Origin of the sequence: Rhodanobacter sp. DHB23 (assembly GCF_014842975.1) — a bacterium.
Taxonomy (GTDB): Bacteria; Pseudomonadota; Gammaproteobacteria; order Xanthomonadales; family Rhodanobacteraceae; genus Rhodanobacter_A.
On the sequence record NZ_JACYXK010000029.1, the window covers coordinates 43,093 to 59,605 of the forward strand.

Here is a 16,513-nt window from a genome sequence, read left to right on the forward strand (position 1 = left end):
CCAGACGGGGACGGATTGCACACGATAGCAGGGCGGCGCGGGTTTACGTATGGACGTCCATCCCGTGGCCGCTACAGTCGTTGCCGCGGCATCCCGTGCAGGCGCAGGCTGAAGGCCACGCCGCTGCCGTCGTCAAGGTTGCGCGCGCTGGCAACCCCGCCGTGGCGCTCGGCCACCAGCCGCACCACGTACAGGCCCAGGCCGAGGTGCGGCGCATCGCCCGGGGTGGCCTTGTCGCGCAGGCTGACCAGCGAGTCGAACAGGCGCCCCTGCATCGCCGCGGGCAGCACGGGCCCCTGGTTGGCCAGTTCGATCTCGGCACCATCGTCGGCGGCGTGCAGGCTCAGCCGCAGCCAGCCGTCGGGCGGGGTGAACGAGAGCGCGTTGTCGAACAGCTTGTCCAGCGCCTGCGCGATGGGCTCGGGCGCGCAATGCAGGCGCAACGGCGCCTCGGGCAGCATGCAGTCCAGTCGACGGGCACCGGCCAGCGGGCGATAAGCCTCGGCGCAGCCGCGCACCACCTCGCGCAGGTCCACGTCCTCCGGCTCGGCGGCGGCGATGGCGCGCTCCATGCGGCTGGCCTCGCTCATCGCGCGCACCAGCGCCCCCAGCCGCGCCACGCCGTCGCGGGCACGGGCGAGGTAGGGCTGCGCATCCGGCGGCAGCTCGGCGTGCTCCAGGTTGTCCAGCGAGGACTTCACGATGGCCAGCGGCGTGTTGAGTTCGTGCGAGAGCTTGGAGGCCAGCGTGCGCAGGTAGTCGGTGTAGCCGCCCACTGCCTCGAACAGCTTCTCGAAGCTGCGCGCGAGGTCGCCGATTTCGTCCGGCGCATCGGTCATCGGGAAACGGCCGCGCTCGAACAGGCCGTCCAGGCGTCCATCAGACAGTTGCGCGCGCTCGGCCGCGTTGCGCAGGCGCCCCAGCCGCAGGCTCAGGCGGGTGGCGAAGAACAGCAGGATCGCGCCCGCCACCAGCAGCACGCCGAAACTGGTGAGCAGCAGGCCGAACAGCGCGCGATTCGCCAGCAGCGGCACCGCGCGACTGGCCTGCTCCAGCAGCAGCACGCCGGCGGGCCTGCCGTCCTGTTCGATCGGCACCGCCGCGGAAAGCACCACGCTGCCGCGCTCCTCACCGCTGCGCCACACGCTTACCGGCTGGCCGGCACGGGCCTGCAGCACTTCCGGCGTGTCCAGCCGCGGCACGTCCTGCGCCCACAGGTTGGCATCCTCGAGGCGGGCCGCCAGCAGCGCTCGGTAGACCAGCGACGCGAACCAGCCCGGCTGGCCCTGTGCGCCGAGCGCGGCGTCCAGCCTGCCGCTGCGCGCAAGCAGCCAACCCTGCGGCGACAGCACGCGCGCCTGCGTGTGGTCGGGCGCGAGGCTGGCGAGCTCGCTGGCGAGCGCGGGCGAATAGACCAGCAGCGGCCGCGCTTCCGCCGCCATGCGATCGCCGCCGTCCGCCGCCACGTAGGCGCCGATGCCGAGCGTCAGCAAGGGCAAGCTGCGCGGCAGGCGCAACTCGACGCGAAAGCCGCTGCCGTCCTCCTGCCATTGCGCGGGGAACTCCGCGGGCAGGCCGGCCACCGGCGCATCCAGCGCCCTGGCCGTGATCGCACCGGGCGCGTCGCTCTCCAGCAGGTAATGCTGCGTGCCGGCTGCATTGCCGAGCACCAGGTTGAGGTGGTCGACCGCCAGCGCATTGGCGCCATCCACCGCGTCGGCACGGGTACGCCGGGTGTCGCGCACCTCGGCGTACAGGTACAGCCCGTTCGCATCCTCGGCCAGCAACAGCTTGCCGCGCGTGCCGAACGGCTGGCTCCACGGCGTCAAGGGCGCCCAGTCGTCGCCATAGCCGTCCACGGTGATCGGGTCGACCGCCTGTTCCACGTACCAGGCCGCGTCGCCCTGCGGCAGCGGGGCATTCGTCGCCACCAGGCTGCGCGCCACCGCGCGCGCCGAGGCGATCAGCGCCTGCGCCTGCCCTTCACGCAGCAGCGCCTCCATCTGCCGCACGTACAACCAGCCGGCCACCGGCAACGCCAGCGTGCACAGCGCGACGAGCAGCAGCTTGCGGCGGAGGTTCATCGCTTCTTCGGTTCGACGTAACGCTCGTAGCGCGCGCCGGTCGCCACCTGCATGAAGGCGTCGAGCAACGCGCGTTGCATGGCGTCGCCGTCGGCGAAGCTCATCGACCAGCTGAAGCGGATGCCACTGGCCTGGCCCGGATCGCAGAACACCACCACGTCGTCGATGCGGTCACCGCCCTGGTACAACACGCCTGCGCAAGGCATGCGTGGATTGTCGATGCGTATATCGGTGGCCTTGCCCCTGGCATCGCGCTGCAGGTATTGCTTGCGGTCGGTCGCCACTTCGTCGGCCAGCGTGGCCAGCTTGCGCGTCCACGTGTTGAGCACCATCACGCGCTCGGGCTTGCCCGTCCATTCGCCTTGGTAGAGCACGGCATCGACGCCGATGGCCTTGGCGTACATGCAGCAATCGCGCGTCCAGGCCGGCGGACTCGCCACCGCGATCGCCCATGCCGGTGCATCGCCATCGCGCGCGCCGTGGGCCAGCATGTCGTCGCCGGTTTGCGCCGTCGCACCAAACGTGCAGGAAAGAAGCAGGATCAAGGCCAGCCAACGGCGCACGCTCACGGCCTCCATCGGTAGCCCACGCCATGCACCGTCTCGATGGCGTCGAACTCCGGCGCCACCGCGATGAACTTCTTGCGGATGCGCTTGATGTGCGAAGTGATGGTGGCGTCGTCCACGACCAGCTCCGCCTCACGCATCAACTGGTCGCGGTTCTTCACGTGGCCGGGGAAGCGGATCAGGGTGTGCACCATCCAGAACTCGGTGACGGTGAGCGGCACTTCCGCGCCGTCCCAGGTGATGCGCATGCGCTCGGATTCCATCTTCAGCGGACCGTGCTCGATCACCGTCTCGCTGGCCGTCGGCGCCTTCAGCGACTCGATGCGGCGGAACAACGCGGCGATGCGCGCGGCGAGCTGGTGCAGGCTGGTGTCCTTGCTGAGGTAATCGTCCGCGCCCAGGCGCAAGCCGGAGATCACGTCGAAGTCCGAATCGCGCGCGGTGAGGAAGATGATCGGCAGCGTGGCCGACTTCGCGCGCAGCTCGCGGCACAGGTCGAAGCCGCCCTCCGGCTCGTCGCCGAGGCCGATGTCGATGATCACCAGCTCCGGCAGCTTGATCGCGAACGCGTTCGACGCCTCCTGCCGCGAGCCGTAGCCGCGGGTGTCGTAGCCGAAGCGGTTGAGCGCCTCGACGTAGTTGGCGCGGATCAGCGGTTCGTCCTCGACGATGGCAATGCTGCGGCCCATGGGCGGCTCCCTGTTTCGATGCTGCGATGCGATGGCGCAGCGTGCTATGTGCGCGCCGATGGCGCAAGCCGCAAGCCACCGCTGCCCGCGTTTTGCCACAAACCGGCGGCAAGCGGGCCCAAGCCCGCCGCTCCCGCGGCCGCGGCCGGGCGTGGAATGGCTCCACCCCCACCGGAACGCCCCCATGACCCGCAACGATGCCGCCGACCGCGACCCCAACGCTGAACTGCGCAGCTTCGAGCCGCTGCGCGTGACGCTGGCGCTGGGCGCATTGCTGCTCGGCCTGCTCATGGGGCTGCACTGAGATCCCGTGGAAGGGCCGGAGTGCGACCGGCGCGCAGGGAAGCGCGCCGGCCGCGGGGCACGAACGCCCGGCACGACGGCCCTTTCCGCCCAGGCTTTCCTCCAACCGTGATGGCTCCTTCAATCCCCTCCCAGCGAGGGGATTTTTTTGCAGCCATCGCCCCGGCCTCGTCACTCCAGCGAAGATCAGTATCCGGCCACTCCCGGCGAGGAACGAGGGCACCGCAATGGCTCGCAGCGCGTGCTTTTCCGGGGCCAGTCTGTTGACCCTGCGCGTTCCGCGCCCACCCAACCTTCGCCGGATGAGGGCAAAATCGCTCGCGGTGATTTTTTCGGGAACCAATCGGGTGGGGGCCTGTCTGACTTATCGACCGACGCCTTCCATTGCCGTGGATGGTGCGGATACGGGTATCGCCCCCTCCCCGGTGACCGTATCCGCACCACGGCGTCGGTCGATGGTGTCTCCTCGCACGTCATGCAATGACGTTTGCCCCGGTGCGGCCTCCCCCGCGCCGGGGCTTTTTGTTTGCGCCCGCGACCTTCCCCGCCATCGCTGGCGCGACGCCCGGAACCGCTACCGGCGACTCCCGGCCGCCTGCCACGTGGATTCAGCCAATGGCGGCATGCATCGCGGCGATCTCGGCGCGATAGTCCTTGGCGTGGAAGATCGCCGAGCCGGCAACGAAGGTGTCCGCACCCGCGGCGGCGATGGCGCCGATGTTCTCCGCGGTGACGCCTCCGTCCACTTCCAGCCGCACCGGCAGGCCGCGCTCGTCGATCATCCGGCGCACGCGGCGCAGCTTCTCCAGCGCCATCGGGATGAACTTCTGGCCGCCGAAGCCGGGGTTCACCGACATGATCAGCACCAGGTCGAGCTTGTCCAGCACGTAGTCCAGGCAATCCAGCGAAGTGGCCGGGTTGAACACCAGGCCGGCCTTGCAGCCGGAATCCTTGATCAGGCCGATGGTGCGGTCGACGTGCTCGCTGGCCTCGGGGTGGAAGCTGATCAGCGTGGCGCCGGCCTTGGCGAAGTCGGGCACGATGCGATCCACCGGCTTCACCATCAGGTGCACGTCGATCGGCGCCGCGATGCCGTACTTGCGCAGCGACTGCAGCACCATCGGGCCGATCGTGAGGTTGGGCACGTAATGGTTGTCCATCACGTCGAAATGCACCCAGTCCGCGCCCGCGGCCAGCGCCGCGGCGGTGTCCTCGCCCAGCCGCGCGAAGTCGGCGGCGAGGATGGAGGGGGCGATGACGGGACTCTGCTTGCTCATGGCGTCGGCTCTGCGGGTAGGAGCGCACCTTGTGCGCGATGGGAGTTTACGGCGTCGCCGCTTCGTCGGCTTTTCGCGCACAGGGTGCTCCTACTTGAAGCCTTTTTCCGCCTTGATGCGCTCGTAGGCTGCGTTGATCTCGCTGGCGCGCGCCTCGGCCTGCTTGCGCATCGCCTCGGGCAGGTCGCCGAGGCGGTCGGGGTGGTGTTCGGAAATCAGCTTGCGGTAGGCGCGCTTCACCGCGCGGTCGTCGGCGTTGCGATCGATGCCGAGTACGGCATAGGGATCGGGCCCCTGCGTATTGCGCTGCGGCGGCACGTAGCCGCCACCGCCGTAGCCTTGGCCGCCGTGGCCACGCGCGCCGCCCGCGTTCCATGCATAGCCCTTCATCGCCATCAGCGCCATCAGTTCCATGTCGCTGACGCGCAGGGCGAAGGCGAGCTGGTGCAGTATCGCCATCTTCTCCGGCGGCGGATTGCCTTCCGCGATCACGGTGTCGATCACCACGTCCAGCACCGGGAAGGCGTGGTCGCGCCGCAGGCCGGCCCAGCGGCGCAGGTCCTCGATGGTGGGCGCCACGTCGAACTCGGGCTGCTTGCCCGCGTTGAAGCTGGCGATGGCCTGCTGGCGCTGCGCGGCGTCCAGCCCCATGCGCGTCATCATGCGCTCGGCGATGGCGATTTCCGCCTCGGAAACGCGGCCGTCGGACTTCGCCACCGCGCCGAGCAGGGCGAACAGCGGCCCGACGAAACCGCCCGCTTCCGGCGTGGCCTGCTTGCGCTGGCTGTGGCGCAGGTTGTCGAACACGAAGCCGATGACCGCACCGGTGATCGCGCCGGGCAGGTGCCCGATCAGCAGGCCGAAAAAGCCGAACCAGAGCGTGTAGCCGAAGCTCATGGCTTGGCCGCCACCGGGACTTGCGCGCTGTACCAGCGCGCCAGCGCGTCCAGCTCGGCATCGCCGAGCGGGCCGACGGCGGCACGCATCACCGGCACTTCGCGGCTGCCGTCGCGATAGTGCTTCAGCGCCGCGCGCAGGTAATCCAGCCGCTGCCCGGCAAGGTTGGGCGCACCGGGCACCACGGCCATGCCGGTTTCGCCGTGGCAGGCCGCACACAGGCCCAGCCGCGCCGGCCTGGGCGACACCGTTTGCGCCAGGCCCGGAAGGGCGACGACGAGGCAGAGTACCGTGGTCAACAGGATGCGCATCGACGGGATCTGAGGCCGAAAGCCGCGAATTCTAGCAGCGCCACCCGCTACACACCGCGGCGGCGCCGACGCCAGCCGCTACAATGCGCGTTCCCCCTTCGTCCCACGGAACCGCCGTCGTGCCCACCACCCTGCCGCAATCGAACCTGCCCGGCCTGGAACTGATCCATCGCGGCAAGGTGCGCGACGTCTACGCGCTGGACGACCAGCGCCTGCTGATGGTGGCCACCGACCGTCTCTCCGCGTTCGACGTGGTGCTGCCCAACCCGATTCCCGGCAAGGGCGAGATGCTCACGCAGATCTCCAACTTCTGGTTCGGCAAGACCGCGCACCTGATCCCCAACCACCTGCTGGACGTGCCGCTGGCCGACGTGCTGCCGCCCGGCATCGATCTCAAGCTCTACGAAAAGCGCGCCGTGGTCACGCGCCGCCTGAAGCCGGTGCCGGTGGAAGCGATCGCGCGCGGCTACATCATCGGCTCGGGCTGGAAGGACTACCAGAAGACCGGCACGGTGTGCGGCATCGCGCTGCCCGCGGGCCTCCAGCAGGCGCAGCAGCTGCCCGAGCCGATCTTCACGCCGTCGACCAAGGCCGCCGTGGGCGACCACGACGAGAACGTCAGCTTCGACGTGATGGTCGACAAGGTGGGCCGCGAACTGGCGGACAAGGTGCGCGACGCCACGCTGGCGATCTACCGCTGGGCTGCTGCCTACGCCGCCGAGCGCGGCATCATCCTCGCGGACACCAAGTTCGAGTTCGGCACCGACGCCGACGGCAAGCTGTATGTCATGGACGAGATGCTCACACCGGACTCCACCCGCTACTGGCCCGCCGACAGCTACCAGGTCGGCATCAGCCCGCCCAGCTACGACAAGCAGTTCGTGCGCGATTGGCTGGAGGCGCAGGGCTGGGACAAGACCCCGCCCGGCCCAGTGATCCCCGACGAAGTGATCGCACGCACCGCCGCCAAGTACGCCGAGGCGCTGGAGCGGCTGGCGGGCATCAAGCTGTCCTGATCGATCCGTAGGAGCGGCTTCAGCCGCGATCACGTAGCGCAAGTCGCGGCCGAAGCCGCTCCTACGACCAGCCCGGCTTGCGACACCCGCCTTCGCCGTGCTGCTATTGCATCCCTGATCCACGAGGGGAGCGCACCATGACCACGCAAGCCGCAAACCCGCGCAGCATGCAGGACTGGCTGGACAGCTACAGCAACGACCACCGCAACCACGTCAACCAGGTCTTCCACTGGTGCTGCGTGCCGCCCATCGTGTGGTCGGTGATCGCGCTGCTGTGGGCGATCCCGGTGCCGCAGACCTGGCTGCGCCCCGGCGCCTGGGCCGTGGCTGTGATGGTGCTGGCGTTCTACTGGTACTGGAGGCGCGCACGCGTGCTGGCGCTGGCGTTGCTGGTCGCGTTCGCCTTGCTCGGCCTGCTCACCAACCTCCTGTACGCGCAGCTCGGCGTGGCGCATCTCTGCTGGCTCGCCGTCGGCGTGTTCGTGGTGGCGTGGATCGGCCAGTTCATTGGCCACAAGTTCGAAGGCCGCAAGCCCAGCTTCCTCACCGATCTTGCCTACCTGCTGATCGGCCCGGCCTGGCTGATGGCCAAGCTGCTGCGCCGCCTCGGCTTCAAGCACGTCGCATGAATGCCCTGCTCACCCTCGTCAGCTCCCTGGTGTGGTGGGTGCTCTACGGCAGCATCGGCGCGCTGTTCTGCGCACTGATCGCGTGGTCGGTGCTGCGCTGGACCGAGCGCTGCAACGTGGTGTTCAATCGCGTCTACCTCGCCTGCCTGCTGTGGACGCTGCTCGGCTTGCTGCTGGTGGTTGGCGTCGCTGCGCATGAAGGTCACCTGCATCCGCCGTTCCGCGCGCTGCTCGACTCGGGGTTGCTGCGCTGGGCGCTGGTCGCGGACATGCTGGCGGGGGTGGTGCTGATGTGGCGGCTGACGCCGCGGACGGATGCACATCGGGTGCGGCCAGGGAGCGCATGCCTGGCGGTGGCGGCGGTAATGGCGGTGGGGTTTGGGGTGGCGACCAGCCTGGTGTGAATGGCATCGACCGGCCAGGCAGGCCAGAGCGCATCGAGAGCCAATGCTCGTCAGGCGGCTACCGACTCGTTGTCCAACTGCCACGGTTCCGATGGATCGGCCGGTCGCGCATGCTGTACCAGGATCACTTCGTACTCGGGAGATGAAAGGACGACCTTGGTAGTCACCCGGGCGCTGGCATGCACGTCGCGAGCCAATTGGCGCGCGTGCTTGATCGCCGCTGCGAAGGAAAGATCTTCGAGGACAGACACATCTTCGCGACAGACGCGCCACAGGCCACGGGCGTCTTCCATGATGTTGAAGACGATGCTCATGCAGCACTCTCCGGCGATCAGGGAATGGTGTAGCCAGTACCGTCGACACGTTGGCACTGTCAGGTGCCAACGGTATTAAACCATAACAGTGACGACCGTCACATTGTGCAATGGATGTCCGATAGGCACCGTTTGGGTGTGTACTCCCAATGCCTCAACTCGTTGCGCAGTCCCAGAAACAAAAAGGCCCCGCCGGAGCGGAGCCTTGATGTTGGCTGGGAGACTAGGATTCGAACCTAGATAGGCAGAGTCAGAGTCTGCAGTCCTACCATTAGACGATCTCCCAAAACCCTTGCCGTGCGGCGCGCTCTGACCTGGAGCGCCGCACGTCGAAGCGCGGTTAGCGCTTCGAGAACTGGGTGGCGCGGCGGGCCTTGTGGAGGCCGACCTTCTTGCGCTCGACCTCGCGGGCGTCGCGGGTCACGAAGCCGGCCTTGCGCAGCGGCGACTTCAGGCTTTCGTCGTACTCGATCAGCGCGCGGGCGATGCCGAGGCGGATCGCGCCGGCCTGGCCGGTGATGCCGCCGCCTTCAACGGTGACCTTGATGTCGAACTTGTCGGTGTTCTGGGTCAGTTCGAGCGGCTGGCGCACGATCATGCGCGAGGTCTCGCGACCGAAGAACTGGTCGAGGGACTTGCCGTTGACTTCGATCGCGCCGGTGCCCTTGCGCAGGAACACGCGGGCGGCGGAGGTCTTGCGGCGGCCGGTGCCGTAATTCTGCTGAATCGCCATGGTTTTACTCTTGAAAAGTGCGGCCATGGATGGCCGCTTTCACGCGCAGGGACTGCGCAATAAAGCTTAAACTTCCAGCGCCTGCGGCTGCTGCGCGGTATGCGGGTGCTCGGCGCCGCCGTACACCTTGAGCTTGCGGTACATCTCGCGGCCCAGTGCGTTCTTCGGCAGCATGCCCTTGACGGCGATCTCGATCACGCGCTCCGGGTGGGTGGCCAGCATGTCCTTCAGACTGGTGGTCTTCAGGTTGCCGACGTAGCCGGTGAAGCGGTGGTACATCTTGTCGTCGAGCTTGGCGCCGGTGACGGCCACCTTCTGCGCGTTGACCACGACGATGTAGTCGCCGGTGTCCACGTGCGGGGTGAACTCAGGCTTGTGCTTGCCGCGCAGGCGACGCGCGATTTCGGTCGACAGGCGACCGAGCGTCTTGTTGGTGGCGTCCACCACGAACCAGTCGCGCTTGACGCTTTCTGCCTTGGCGCTGAAAGTTTTCATCTCGAGATACCCGTATGCCGCCAGCGAGGGCGGTTGCACATTAGATCGGTGAAGCAAAGAGGCGGAATGATAGCGAAGCTGTCACCGCCTGCGCAAGTCCACCGAGTGGGTGGGCTGTGGGCCGGCGATGATAGCATGCCCGGCATGGCACTTGAACAGCCCCCCAAACGCATCGCGGAACTGGCTGATCAGTGCGTGCAGTGCGGCCTGTGCCTGCCGGCCTGCCCCACCTACGCGCTGGATCGCAGCGAGGCGGAATCACCGCGCGGCCGCATCGCCATCGCCGCCGCGCTGGCCCGCGGCGCGGCCGAGCCCACGGCGGAACTGCGCGCCCACCTGGACCACTGCCTGGGTTGCCTGGGCTGCCAGCGGGCCTGCCCGGCCGAGGTGCGCTACGACGAACTGCTGATCGAGACGCGCGCCCTGCTGGGTCCGGCGCCGCAGCGACCGCGCCGGTTGCTGGGCCTGCTGCAGCGCCCCGGCCTGCTGCGCGGCCTGCGCCGGGTCGGCACGATGCTGGGTGCAGCACACTGGCTTGGCGCCCTGGCGCGACGCCTGCCGACCGGATCGCCATGGCGCGTGGCCCTGCAAATGTTGCCGGGCACGCCGCCTGCGGCCTTGCCGCAAGGCGATGCGGCCGGCGCCGAGCTCGCGCTGTTCCCCGGTTGCGTGGCAAGCGTCGAGGATGCCGAGGCGCAGCAGGCCGCGCTGACCCTGCTGCGCGCCGCCGGCTACCGGGTCCACGTGTTGCCGGCCTTCTGCTGTGGCGCGATGGATCTGCACGATGGCGAAGCCGCGGCGGCTGAACAGGCTGCCGAACGCGTGCGACAGGCCTGGCGGGCCAGCGGCGCCACGCGCCTGCTGAGCGTGACGCCCGGCTGCCTCGGCACGCTGCGCCATGCCCTGTCCGGCGTGCCGGTGCTCGACCCGCTGAGCCTGCTGGCCGAACGCGCCGAACGCCTGCGCTTCCGCCCGCTGCCGCTGCGGGTGGCGCTGCACCTGCCCTGCACCCAGGCCAACGTGGCACGCAGCGAGGCCGCGATGCTGCAGTTGCTGCGCCGCGTGCCGCAGCTCGACGTGGTGTCGTTGCCGCGGCCACCAAGCTGCTGCGGCGCGGCCGGCAGCCATCTGCTTCAATTTCCCGGGCGCGCAGCGCAGTTGCGCGAGGCCACGCTGCGACCACTCGCCACGCTGGCGCCGGCACGCCTGCTGTCGTCCAATATCGGCTGCCGCCTGCACCTCGCCGCTGGCGACGAGGCGGCGCAGTGGACCACGCAGCACCCGCTGAGCCTGCTGGCGCAGCAACTGGAGAACTCCCCATGAACGCACGCACGCTCAGCCCGCTGGACCGCCTGCTCGCCGGCATCGAACGCGCGCTGGAAACCGTGGCCGGCGCACCGGAGGCGAACCGCGCCTCGCCCGCACGCGGCACCGCCGACGCGGAACTGGACGACGCCGAGCGCCGCCATGCCGCCGGCCTGATGCGCATCAACCACACCGGCGAGGTCTGCGCGCAGGCGCTGTACGACGGCCAGGCCGCGTTCGCGCGCCACGACGGGAATCGCGAGCACCTGTTGCACGCCGCCGCCGAGGAAACCGACCACCTCGCGTGGTGCGCCGAACGCCTGAAGGAACTGGACAGCCGCCCCAGCCTGCTCAACCCGCTGTGGTACGCCGGCAGCTACGCGATCGGCGCGCTGGCCGCGCTGGCCGGCGACGCGGTGAGCCTGGGCTTCGTGGTGGAAACCGAGCGCCAGGTGGAAGCGCACCTGGCCGAGCACCTGGAGCGACTGCCCGCGCAGGACGAGCGCTCGCGCGCCGTGCTGGCGCAGATGCAGGCGGACGAGGTGCGCCACGCGCAAGCTGCGCAGGCGCGCGGCGGCATCGACCTGCCGTTCCCGGTCCCGCAGCTGATGCAGGCCAGCTCGATGGTGATGAAGACGGTGGCGTATCGCTGGTGAGCTCAGCTCACCAGCGACGGGATTCGGGATTCGGGATTCGGAAGAGCCTCAAGCTCGCGGCGACACTGCTTTATCGAATCCCGAATCCCGTCATCCCGAATCCCGGCTCTACATCAGGTTGCGGCCGTGGAACAGCTCCTCGATCTCCCGGCGCAGCAGCGACTCGATGCGCTGGCGTTCCTTGAACGAGAGGTCGTCGGCGTGGGCGTCGAACAGGTAGGTGTCGAGGTCGAAGTCCTTCACGTGCATCTTCGTGTGGAAGATGTTTTCCTGGTACACGTTGACGTCGAACATCTCGTACTTCTGGCGGATGTGCCGCGCCAGGTAGTCCTGCACCGAGTTGATCTTGTGGTCGATGAAGTGCTTCTTGCCCTTCACGTCGCGGGTGAAGCCGCGCACGCGGTAGTCGCACACCACGATGTCCGACTCGAAGCTGTCGATCAGGTAGTTCAACGCCTTCAGCGGCGAGATTACGCCGCAGGTGGCCACGTCGATGTCGGCGCGGAAGGTGGCGATGCCGTTGTGCGGGTGCGTCTCGGGGTAGGTGTGGACGGTGATGTGGCTCTTGTCCATGTGCGCCACCACGGCGCCGGCGATCGAGTCGCGGCCCAGCTTCTCCACCACCGGCTCCTCGGAGATCAGGATGGTGACCGAGGCACCCTGCGGGTCGTAGTCCTGGCGGGCCACGTTGAGGATGTTCGCGCCGATGATCTCGGCCACGTCGGTGAGGATCTGGGTGAGGCGGTCGGCGTCGTACTGCTCGTCGATGTACTCGATGTAGCGCTGGCGCTGTTCTTCCGACACCGCGTAGCAGATGTCGTAGATGTTGAAGCTCAGGGCCTTGGTGAGGTTGTTGAAACCCTGCAGGCGCAGGCGGGGCAACGGCTTGACCACGACGACTCTCCATGGCCGGGCGACGGCCAGCAGATGAGGCGGGTTAGCACCAAGGGTCCCCGCGGGAATTCGGGCCATGGGGACCCTTGTCTCCCGCGACCCGGCGAACACCCGCGGCCGACGGCCACGAGCGAAAGACTGCGAAGTATGCGGCAAAATTGCGGAAAACAGAACCTGCGTCAACACGCCCGCGTTTGCCATAATGGCCGGATCAGGTGGGGGAAGCCACCCAATCAAGGGGAACCCAGCACAGTGGCGCTGCTCAAATACCAGCTACAACAGGCTTTCGAACGTTCCCAGGCGCCGCTCGCCTTCGCCCCGGACCCGGCCTCGATGGAGCGCTTCCTCGCGCTCTGCCATCGCCGCCGCTACCCCAGCAAGACCGCGATCATCCGCCCCGGCGACCCGGCCAACACGCTCTACTACGTGATCGACGGCTCGCTGGCGGTATGCACCGAGGACGAGCAGGGGCGCGAGCTGATCCTCGCCTACATCAGCCGTGGCCAGTTCATCGGCGAGATGGGCCTGTTCGTGGAGCAGTCGCAGCGCGAATCGGTGGTGCGCACGCGCACCGTGTGCGAGATGGCCGAGGTCAGCTACGAGCGACTGTTCACGCTGATGAAGGGCCCGCTCGCCGAGGAGTGCCCCAAGATCCTGTTCGCGATCGGCGCCCAGCTCACCAACCGCCTGTTGCGCACCTCGCGCCAGGTGAGCCGCATGGCCTTCATGGACGTCACCAACCGCATCTCGCGCACCCTGCTCGACCTGTGCGAGGAGCCGGACGCGATGACCCACCCCGAGGGCACCCAGATCCGCATCTCGCGCCAGGAAGTGAGCCGCATCGTGGGCTGCTCGCGCGAGATGGTCGGCCGCGTGCTCAAGCAGCTCGAGGAGCAGGGCATGATCGACGTCTCAGGCAAGACCATCGTGGTGCGCGGCACCCGCTGACGCCCTGGAAGGCGCGCCGCCCGCTAGCCGTCATGCGGCTGCGGGCCCGGGCGGCTGAACAGGAAGCCCTGCCCGAATTCGCAGCCCATCGCCCGCAGCGCATCGCGCTGCGCGCCGGTCTCGATGCCCTCGGCGATCACGTCGATGCCCAGCGCACGGGTGGCCAGCGCGAGGATCGCCGCCACCACGGTGTTGGCGCCCGCGCCGCCGGCGGTATCCAGTTCGCGCACGAACATCTGGTCGATCTTCAACTTGCCCAGCGGCAAGGTGTGCAGGTAGCCCAGCGAGGAGTAGCCGGTGCCGAAGTCGTCCAGCGCCGCCTGCACGCCGACGGCGCGCAGGCGCTCCAGCGTGGCGCGCACCTGCACGGGATCCTCCAGCAGCGCGTCCTCGGTCAGCTCGATCAGCAAGCGTTCCGGCGGCAGGCCGCTGTCCGCCAGCAACTGCAGCAAGCGGCGGTCGAAATCCACGTGGCGCAGGTGCAGCGGCGAGACATTGATGGTCACGAAGCCCTTGCCCGCATCCGGCAGCGCCATGCGCTCGCAGACCTTGCCGTACAACTGCCAGTCGATCGCCTCCAGCTGGCCGCAATCCTGCGCCACGCGCACGAAGTCGCCCGGCGGCAACACGCCGCGGCGCGGGTGGTTCCAGCGCAGCAACGCCTCGTGACCCACCACCTCGCCGTCGTCCAGCCGGAAGATCGGCTGGAAGTACGGCACGAACTCGCCGTGCTGCAGGGCGTGGCGCAGCTCGACCTCCAGCGCCAGCTCATCCACCGCGCTCCGCGCCATCGTCTCGTCGAACAGCGCGTAGCGCCCACGCCCCAGTTGCTTGGCGCGGTACAGCGCGATGTCGGCGTCGCGCAGCAAGGCGTCGGGCCGCTCGTGCTGCGCGGCGATCGCGATGCCCACGCTGGCGGAAGGCTCCAGCTCGCGGCCGCCGATCGACAGCGGCTGGCGCAGCGCCTGCAACACGCCGTGCGCCATGCGCTCGGCGACGGCCGGCTCGGCCACCGCGTCCAGCAGTATCGCGAACTCGTCGCCGGACAGCCGCGCCGCCACGTCCGGCGCGCTCACGCAGGAACGCAGGCGGTTCGCCACAGCCTGCAGGAAGGCGTCGCCGGCCAGGTGGCCGAGGCTGTCGTTGATGACCTTGAAGCGGTCCACGTCGAGGTACAGCAGCGCGCACGGCGCGCCCGCCGACCGCCGCGCCAGGCGCTCGCCCAGCCGCTCGCGCAGGAAGCCGCGATTGGGCAGGCCGGTCAGCGGGTCGTGCATCACCTCGTGGCGCAGTTGCCGCTGCACCTGCTCGCGCTCGACGATCTGCTCGCGCAGCTCGCGGGTGCGCCCCTCCACCCGGTGCTCCAGTTGCAGGTTGGCCTGCAGCAACGCGGCGGCTGCGTGGCGGCGGTGGATGCTGTTGGCGATCTGCAGCGCGGCGAAACTGAGCAGTTCCTGGTCCGCCGCATCGAAGCGCGTCTGGTCGCCGTAGCCCTGCACGGCAACCACGCCGATCACCGTCTCGCCCGTGCGCAACGGCACGCCAAGCCAGCAGGCCGATGGCTTGCCGATGTGATGCGGCACCACTTCGCCCGCGTGCGCCAGGGCATCCAGTTCGCGCCGGCTGCCCAGGAACGGCCGGCCGGTACGCAGCACGTAGGCAGTGAGGCTGCGCTCCAGCGGCAGGCTGAACGAGCTCTGCACGCCGGCATCCACGAAATACGGGAAATCCAGCCATTGCCGCTGCTCGTCCAGCAAGGCGATGTAGAAGTTCGACGCGTCCAGCAGGCTGCCGACCTCGGCGTGCACGCGCCGATAGAACGCCTCCTCGTCGAGGTCGGCCGTACCCAGCTCGGCCAGCCGGAACAGCACCGACTGCAGGCGCTCCGCGCGCTGGCGCTCGAGCACCTCCTCCTGCAACTCGCGGTTGGCGGCGGCCAGTTCGCGGGTGCGTTGCAATACGCGGCCTTCCAGTTCGTCCTTGTTCCGCCGGCGTTCCAGCGCGGTGAGCACGTGCTCGGCGACGAAGCCGAGCACCGCGCGGTCCTCGTCGGAATAACCGATGCCCTGGCGATAGCTCTGCACCACCAGCGCGCCATGCGTGCGCCCGCCGCGCAGCATCGGCACGCCCAGCCAGTCCACGCTGTCCGGGCCCATCACGTCCAGCGGGACGCCGATCTGGGCGGCCAGTTGCTCGGTGCTGCCCATCAGCGGCCGCCCCAGGGTGAGCAGGTGCCAGGTCAGCGAACCGCGCATCGCCTCCAGCGAGTCCTCGCGCACGATGTCGGGGCCTTCGGCGTCCTCGGTGTCGGCGTAGTACAGGAAACGCGTCGTGCCGCCGTCGGGGTCGTGCCGCACGATGAAGAAGTTCTCCGCGTACATCAGCGTGCCGACGATGGCGTGGATGCCGCGCAGGAACTCGGGCATGTCGAGGTCGGCGCCGGCGAGGTCGACAATGGAGAACAGCGCACGCAGCAGGTGTTCCGAGCGCTCCAGCTGGCGGTGCGAATCGTGCAGCTCGGTCAGTGCCAGCAACTGCTGCAGTTGCCGCCCGGCCAGCACCAGGCAGCGCTCCAGCCCCACGCGCAACGCCGGGCCCGCCTCGGCATCGCCATGCAACACGCACAACACCGCCGGGACACCCGGCGCCAGCCACAGCATCAGCTCGCCGTCGGCGGGCAGCGGCGCATCGGCCTCGTCGCGCAGCACGGCCAGCATGCGCGCCGCGTCCTGCGCATCCGGTGCGCCGGGCGTGCCGCGGCATTCGCCGTGCTCCAGCCACCACACGCGTGCATCGCGACAGTCCGGGCACCTGCGGACCAGCTCCACCACCAGTTCGGCTACCGCCTGCGGCGTGGGCGCGACGACCAGCCGCCCCAGCCAGGCCAACTGGTCGGCTTCGCTCGGAATCGTGGCATGCGACTCGCGGTACGGATTCATGTGCCGATGGCTCCCTCGGCACGATGGTAGCGCTCCGCCGGCGCAGCGCACAG

At 68.8% G+C, this 16,513-nt stretch carries 17 protein-coding genes and 1 tRNA gene; 6 read left to right on the plus strand and 12 right to left on the minus strand.

Annotation, left to right across the window (positions count from 1 at the left end; genetic code table 11):
- Positions 1–71 precede the first annotated feature (71 nt).
- The 6 genes from IHE47_RS14985 to IHE47_RS15010 all read right to left on the minus strand — a co-directional run bounded on the left by IHE47_RS14985 (position 72) and on the right by IHE47_RS15010 (position 6,127).
- Positions 72–2,084, minus strand: coding sequence for an ATP-binding protein (locus IHE47_RS14985; protein ID WP_192107304.1), 2,013 nt, complete (start codon positions 2,082–2,084; stop codon positions 72–74).
- Complete coding sequence (locus IHE47_RS14990) at positions 2,081–2,662, minus strand: hypothetical protein (protein WP_192107306.1); 582 nt, start codon at positions 2,660–2,662, stop codon at positions 2,081–2,083. Before IHE47_RS14990 ends, IHE47_RS14985 begins: the two co-directional genes overlap by 4 nt.
- Entirely contained in the window at positions 2,650–3,339 is a 690-nt protein-coding gene (gene pdsR, locus IHE47_RS14995) for a proteobacterial dedicated sortase system response regulator (protein WP_192107308.1), read from the minus strand. Before pdsR ends, IHE47_RS14990 begins: the two co-directional genes overlap by 13 nt.
- A 911-nt stretch (positions 3,340–4,250) precedes the next feature.
- Positions 4,251–4,919, minus strand: coding sequence for a ribulose-phosphate 3-epimerase (gene rpe / locus IHE47_RS15000; protein ID WP_192107310.1), 669 nt, complete (start codon positions 4,917–4,919; stop codon positions 4,251–4,253).
- 90 nt (positions 4,920–5,009) lie between these two features.
- Positions 5,010–5,816, minus strand: coding sequence for a co-chaperone DjlA (djlA, locus tag IHE47_RS15005; protein WP_192107317.1), 807 nt, complete (start codon positions 5,814–5,816; stop codon positions 5,010–5,012).
- A complete protein-coding gene (locus IHE47_RS15010; RefSeq protein ID WP_192107319.1) occupies positions 5,813–6,127 on the minus strand; it encodes a c-type cytochrome in 315 nt (104 codons plus the stop codon). Before IHE47_RS15010 ends, djlA begins: the two co-directional genes overlap by 4 nt.
- A 119-nt stretch (positions 6,128–6,246) precedes the next feature.
- Between IHE47_RS15010 and IHE47_RS15015 the strand changes: the two genes are divergently transcribed.
- The 3 genes from IHE47_RS15015 (at position 6,247) to IHE47_RS15025 (ending at position 8,176) form a co-directional block, all read left to right on the plus strand.
- Complete coding sequence (locus tag IHE47_RS15015) at positions 6,247–7,143, plus strand: phosphoribosylaminoimidazolesuccinocarboxamide synthase (protein WP_192107321.1); 897 nt, start codon at positions 6,247–6,249, stop codon at positions 7,141–7,143.
- Between the two features lie 137 nt (positions 7,144–7,280).
- Complete coding sequence (locus tag IHE47_RS15020) at positions 7,281–7,772, plus strand: Mpo1-like protein (protein ID WP_225561987.1); 492 nt, start codon at positions 7,281–7,283, stop codon at positions 7,770–7,772.
- Complete coding sequence (locus IHE47_RS15025) at positions 7,769–8,176, plus strand: hypothetical protein (RefSeq protein ID WP_192107324.1); 408 nt, start codon at positions 7,769–7,771, stop codon at positions 8,174–8,176. Before IHE47_RS15020 ends, IHE47_RS15025 begins: the two co-directional genes overlap by 4 nt.
- A 50-nt stretch (positions 8,177–8,226) precedes the next feature.
- Here IHE47_RS15025 and IHE47_RS15030 read toward each other — a convergent pair whose 3' ends face one another.
- The 4 genes from IHE47_RS15030 to rplM form a co-directional block, all read right to left on the minus strand.
- A complete protein-coding gene (locus tag IHE47_RS15030) occupies positions 8,227–8,490 on the minus strand; it encodes a hypothetical protein (RefSeq protein ID WP_192107326.1) in 264 nt (87 codons plus the stop codon).
- A 212-nt stretch (positions 8,491–8,702) separates the two neighbouring features.
- A tRNA-Gln gene (locus IHE47_RS15035) sits at positions 8,703–8,776 on the minus strand.
- Between the two features lie 54 nt (positions 8,777–8,830).
- Positions 8,831–9,223, minus strand: a complete 393-nt coding sequence (gene rpsI / locus IHE47_RS15040; protein WP_192107327.1) for a 30S ribosomal protein S9 — start codon at positions 9,221–9,223, stop codon at positions 8,831–8,833.
- Positions 9,224–9,289: 66 nt separating this feature from the next.
- Positions 9,290–9,718, minus strand: coding sequence for a 50S ribosomal protein L13 (gene rplM / locus IHE47_RS15045; RefSeq protein ID WP_192107329.1), 429 nt, complete (start codon positions 9,716–9,718; stop codon positions 9,290–9,292).
- A gap of 144 nt (positions 9,719–9,862) precedes the next feature.
- Between rplM and IHE47_RS15050 the strand changes: the two genes are divergently transcribed.
- Both IHE47_RS15050 and coq7 read left to right on the plus strand, forming a co-directional pair.
- On the plus strand, positions 9,863–11,041 hold the full coding sequence (locus IHE47_RS15050) for a (Fe-S)-binding protein (RefSeq protein ID WP_225561989.1): 1,179 nt from the start codon (positions 9,863–9,865) through the stop codon (positions 11,039–11,041).
- Positions 11,038–11,679, plus strand: coding sequence for a 2-polyprenyl-3-methyl-6-methoxy-1,4-benzoquinone monooxygenase (coq7, locus tag IHE47_RS15055; protein ID WP_192107333.1), 642 nt, complete (start codon positions 11,038–11,040; stop codon positions 11,677–11,679). The genes IHE47_RS15050 and coq7 overlap by 4 nt, the downstream gene beginning before the upstream one ends.
- A gap of 108 nt (positions 11,680–11,787) precedes the next feature.
- Here coq7 and speD read toward each other — a convergent pair whose 3' ends face one another.
- Entirely contained in the window at positions 11,788–12,573 is a 786-nt protein-coding gene (gene speD / locus IHE47_RS15060) for an adenosylmethionine decarboxylase (RefSeq protein ID WP_192107335.1), read from the minus strand.
- 252 nt (positions 12,574–12,825) lie between these two features.
- On the opposite strand from speD, the gene crp reads away from it, so the two are divergent.
- Positions 12,826–13,521, plus strand: coding sequence for a cAMP-activated global transcriptional regulator CRP (gene crp, locus IHE47_RS15065; RefSeq protein WP_192107342.1), 696 nt, complete (start codon positions 12,826–12,828; stop codon positions 13,519–13,521).
- A 23-nt stretch (positions 13,522–13,544) separates the two neighbouring features.
- On the opposite strand, the gene IHE47_RS15070 is transcribed toward crp, so the two are convergent.
- Positions 13,545–16,460, minus strand: a complete 2,916-nt coding sequence (locus IHE47_RS15070; protein ID WP_192107344.1) for an EAL domain-containing protein — start codon at positions 16,458–16,460, stop codon at positions 13,545–13,547.
- Between the last annotated feature and the right edge of the window lie 53 nt (positions 16,461–16,513).

Coding starts and splice junctions, on each gene's coding strand:
- pdsR (WP_192107308.1), bottom strand. CDS start 3,339: ATGGGCCGCAGCATTGCCATCGTCGAGGACGAACCGCTGATCCGCGCC.
- rplM (WP_192107329.1), bottom strand. CDS start 9,718: ATGAAAACTTTCAGCGCCAAGGCAGAAAGCGTCAAGCGCGACTGGTTC.
- rpsI (WP_192107327.1), bottom strand. CDS start 9,223: ATGGCGATTCAGCAGAATTACGGCACCGGCCGCCGCAAGACCTCCGCC.
- IHE47_RS14990 (WP_192107306.1), bottom strand. CDS start 2,662: ATGGAGGCCGTGAGCGTGCGCCGTTGGCTGGCCTTGATCCTGCTTCTT.
- djlA (WP_192107317.1), bottom strand. CDS start 5,816: ATGAGCTTCGGCTACACGCTCTGGTTCGGCTTTTTCGGCCTGCTGATC.
- IHE47_RS15050 (WP_225561989.1), top strand. CDS start 9,863: ATGGCACTTGAACAGCCCCCCAAACGCATCGCGGAACTGGCTGATCAG.
- IHE47_RS15030 (WP_192107326.1), bottom strand. CDS start 8,490: ATGAGCATCGTCTTCAACATCATGGAAGACGCCCGTGGCCTGTGGCGC.
- IHE47_RS15070 (WP_192107344.1), bottom strand. CDS start 16,460: ATGAATCCGTACCGCGAGTCGCATGCCACGATTCCGAGCGAAGCCGAC.
- IHE47_RS14985 (WP_192107304.1), bottom strand. CDS start 2,084: ATGAACCTCCGCCGCAAGCTGCTGCTCGTCGCGCTGTGCACGCTGGCG.
- coq7 (WP_192107333.1), top strand. CDS start 11,038: ATGAACGCACGCACGCTCAGCCCGCTGGACCGCCTGCTCGCCGGCATC.
- IHE47_RS15020 (WP_225561987.1), top strand. CDS start 7,281: ATGACCACGCAAGCCGCAAACCCGCGCAGCATGCAGGACTGGCTGGAC.
- rpe (WP_192107310.1), bottom strand. CDS start 4,919: ATGAGCAAGCAGAGTCCCGTCATCGCCCCCTCCATCCTCGCCGCCGAC.
- IHE47_RS15025 (WP_192107324.1), top strand. CDS start 7,769: ATGAATGCCCTGCTCACCCTCGTCAGCTCCCTGGTGTGGTGGGTGCTC.
- IHE47_RS15010 (WP_192107319.1), bottom strand. CDS start 6,127: ATGCGCATCCTGTTGACCACGGTACTCTGCCTCGTCGTCGCCCTTCCG.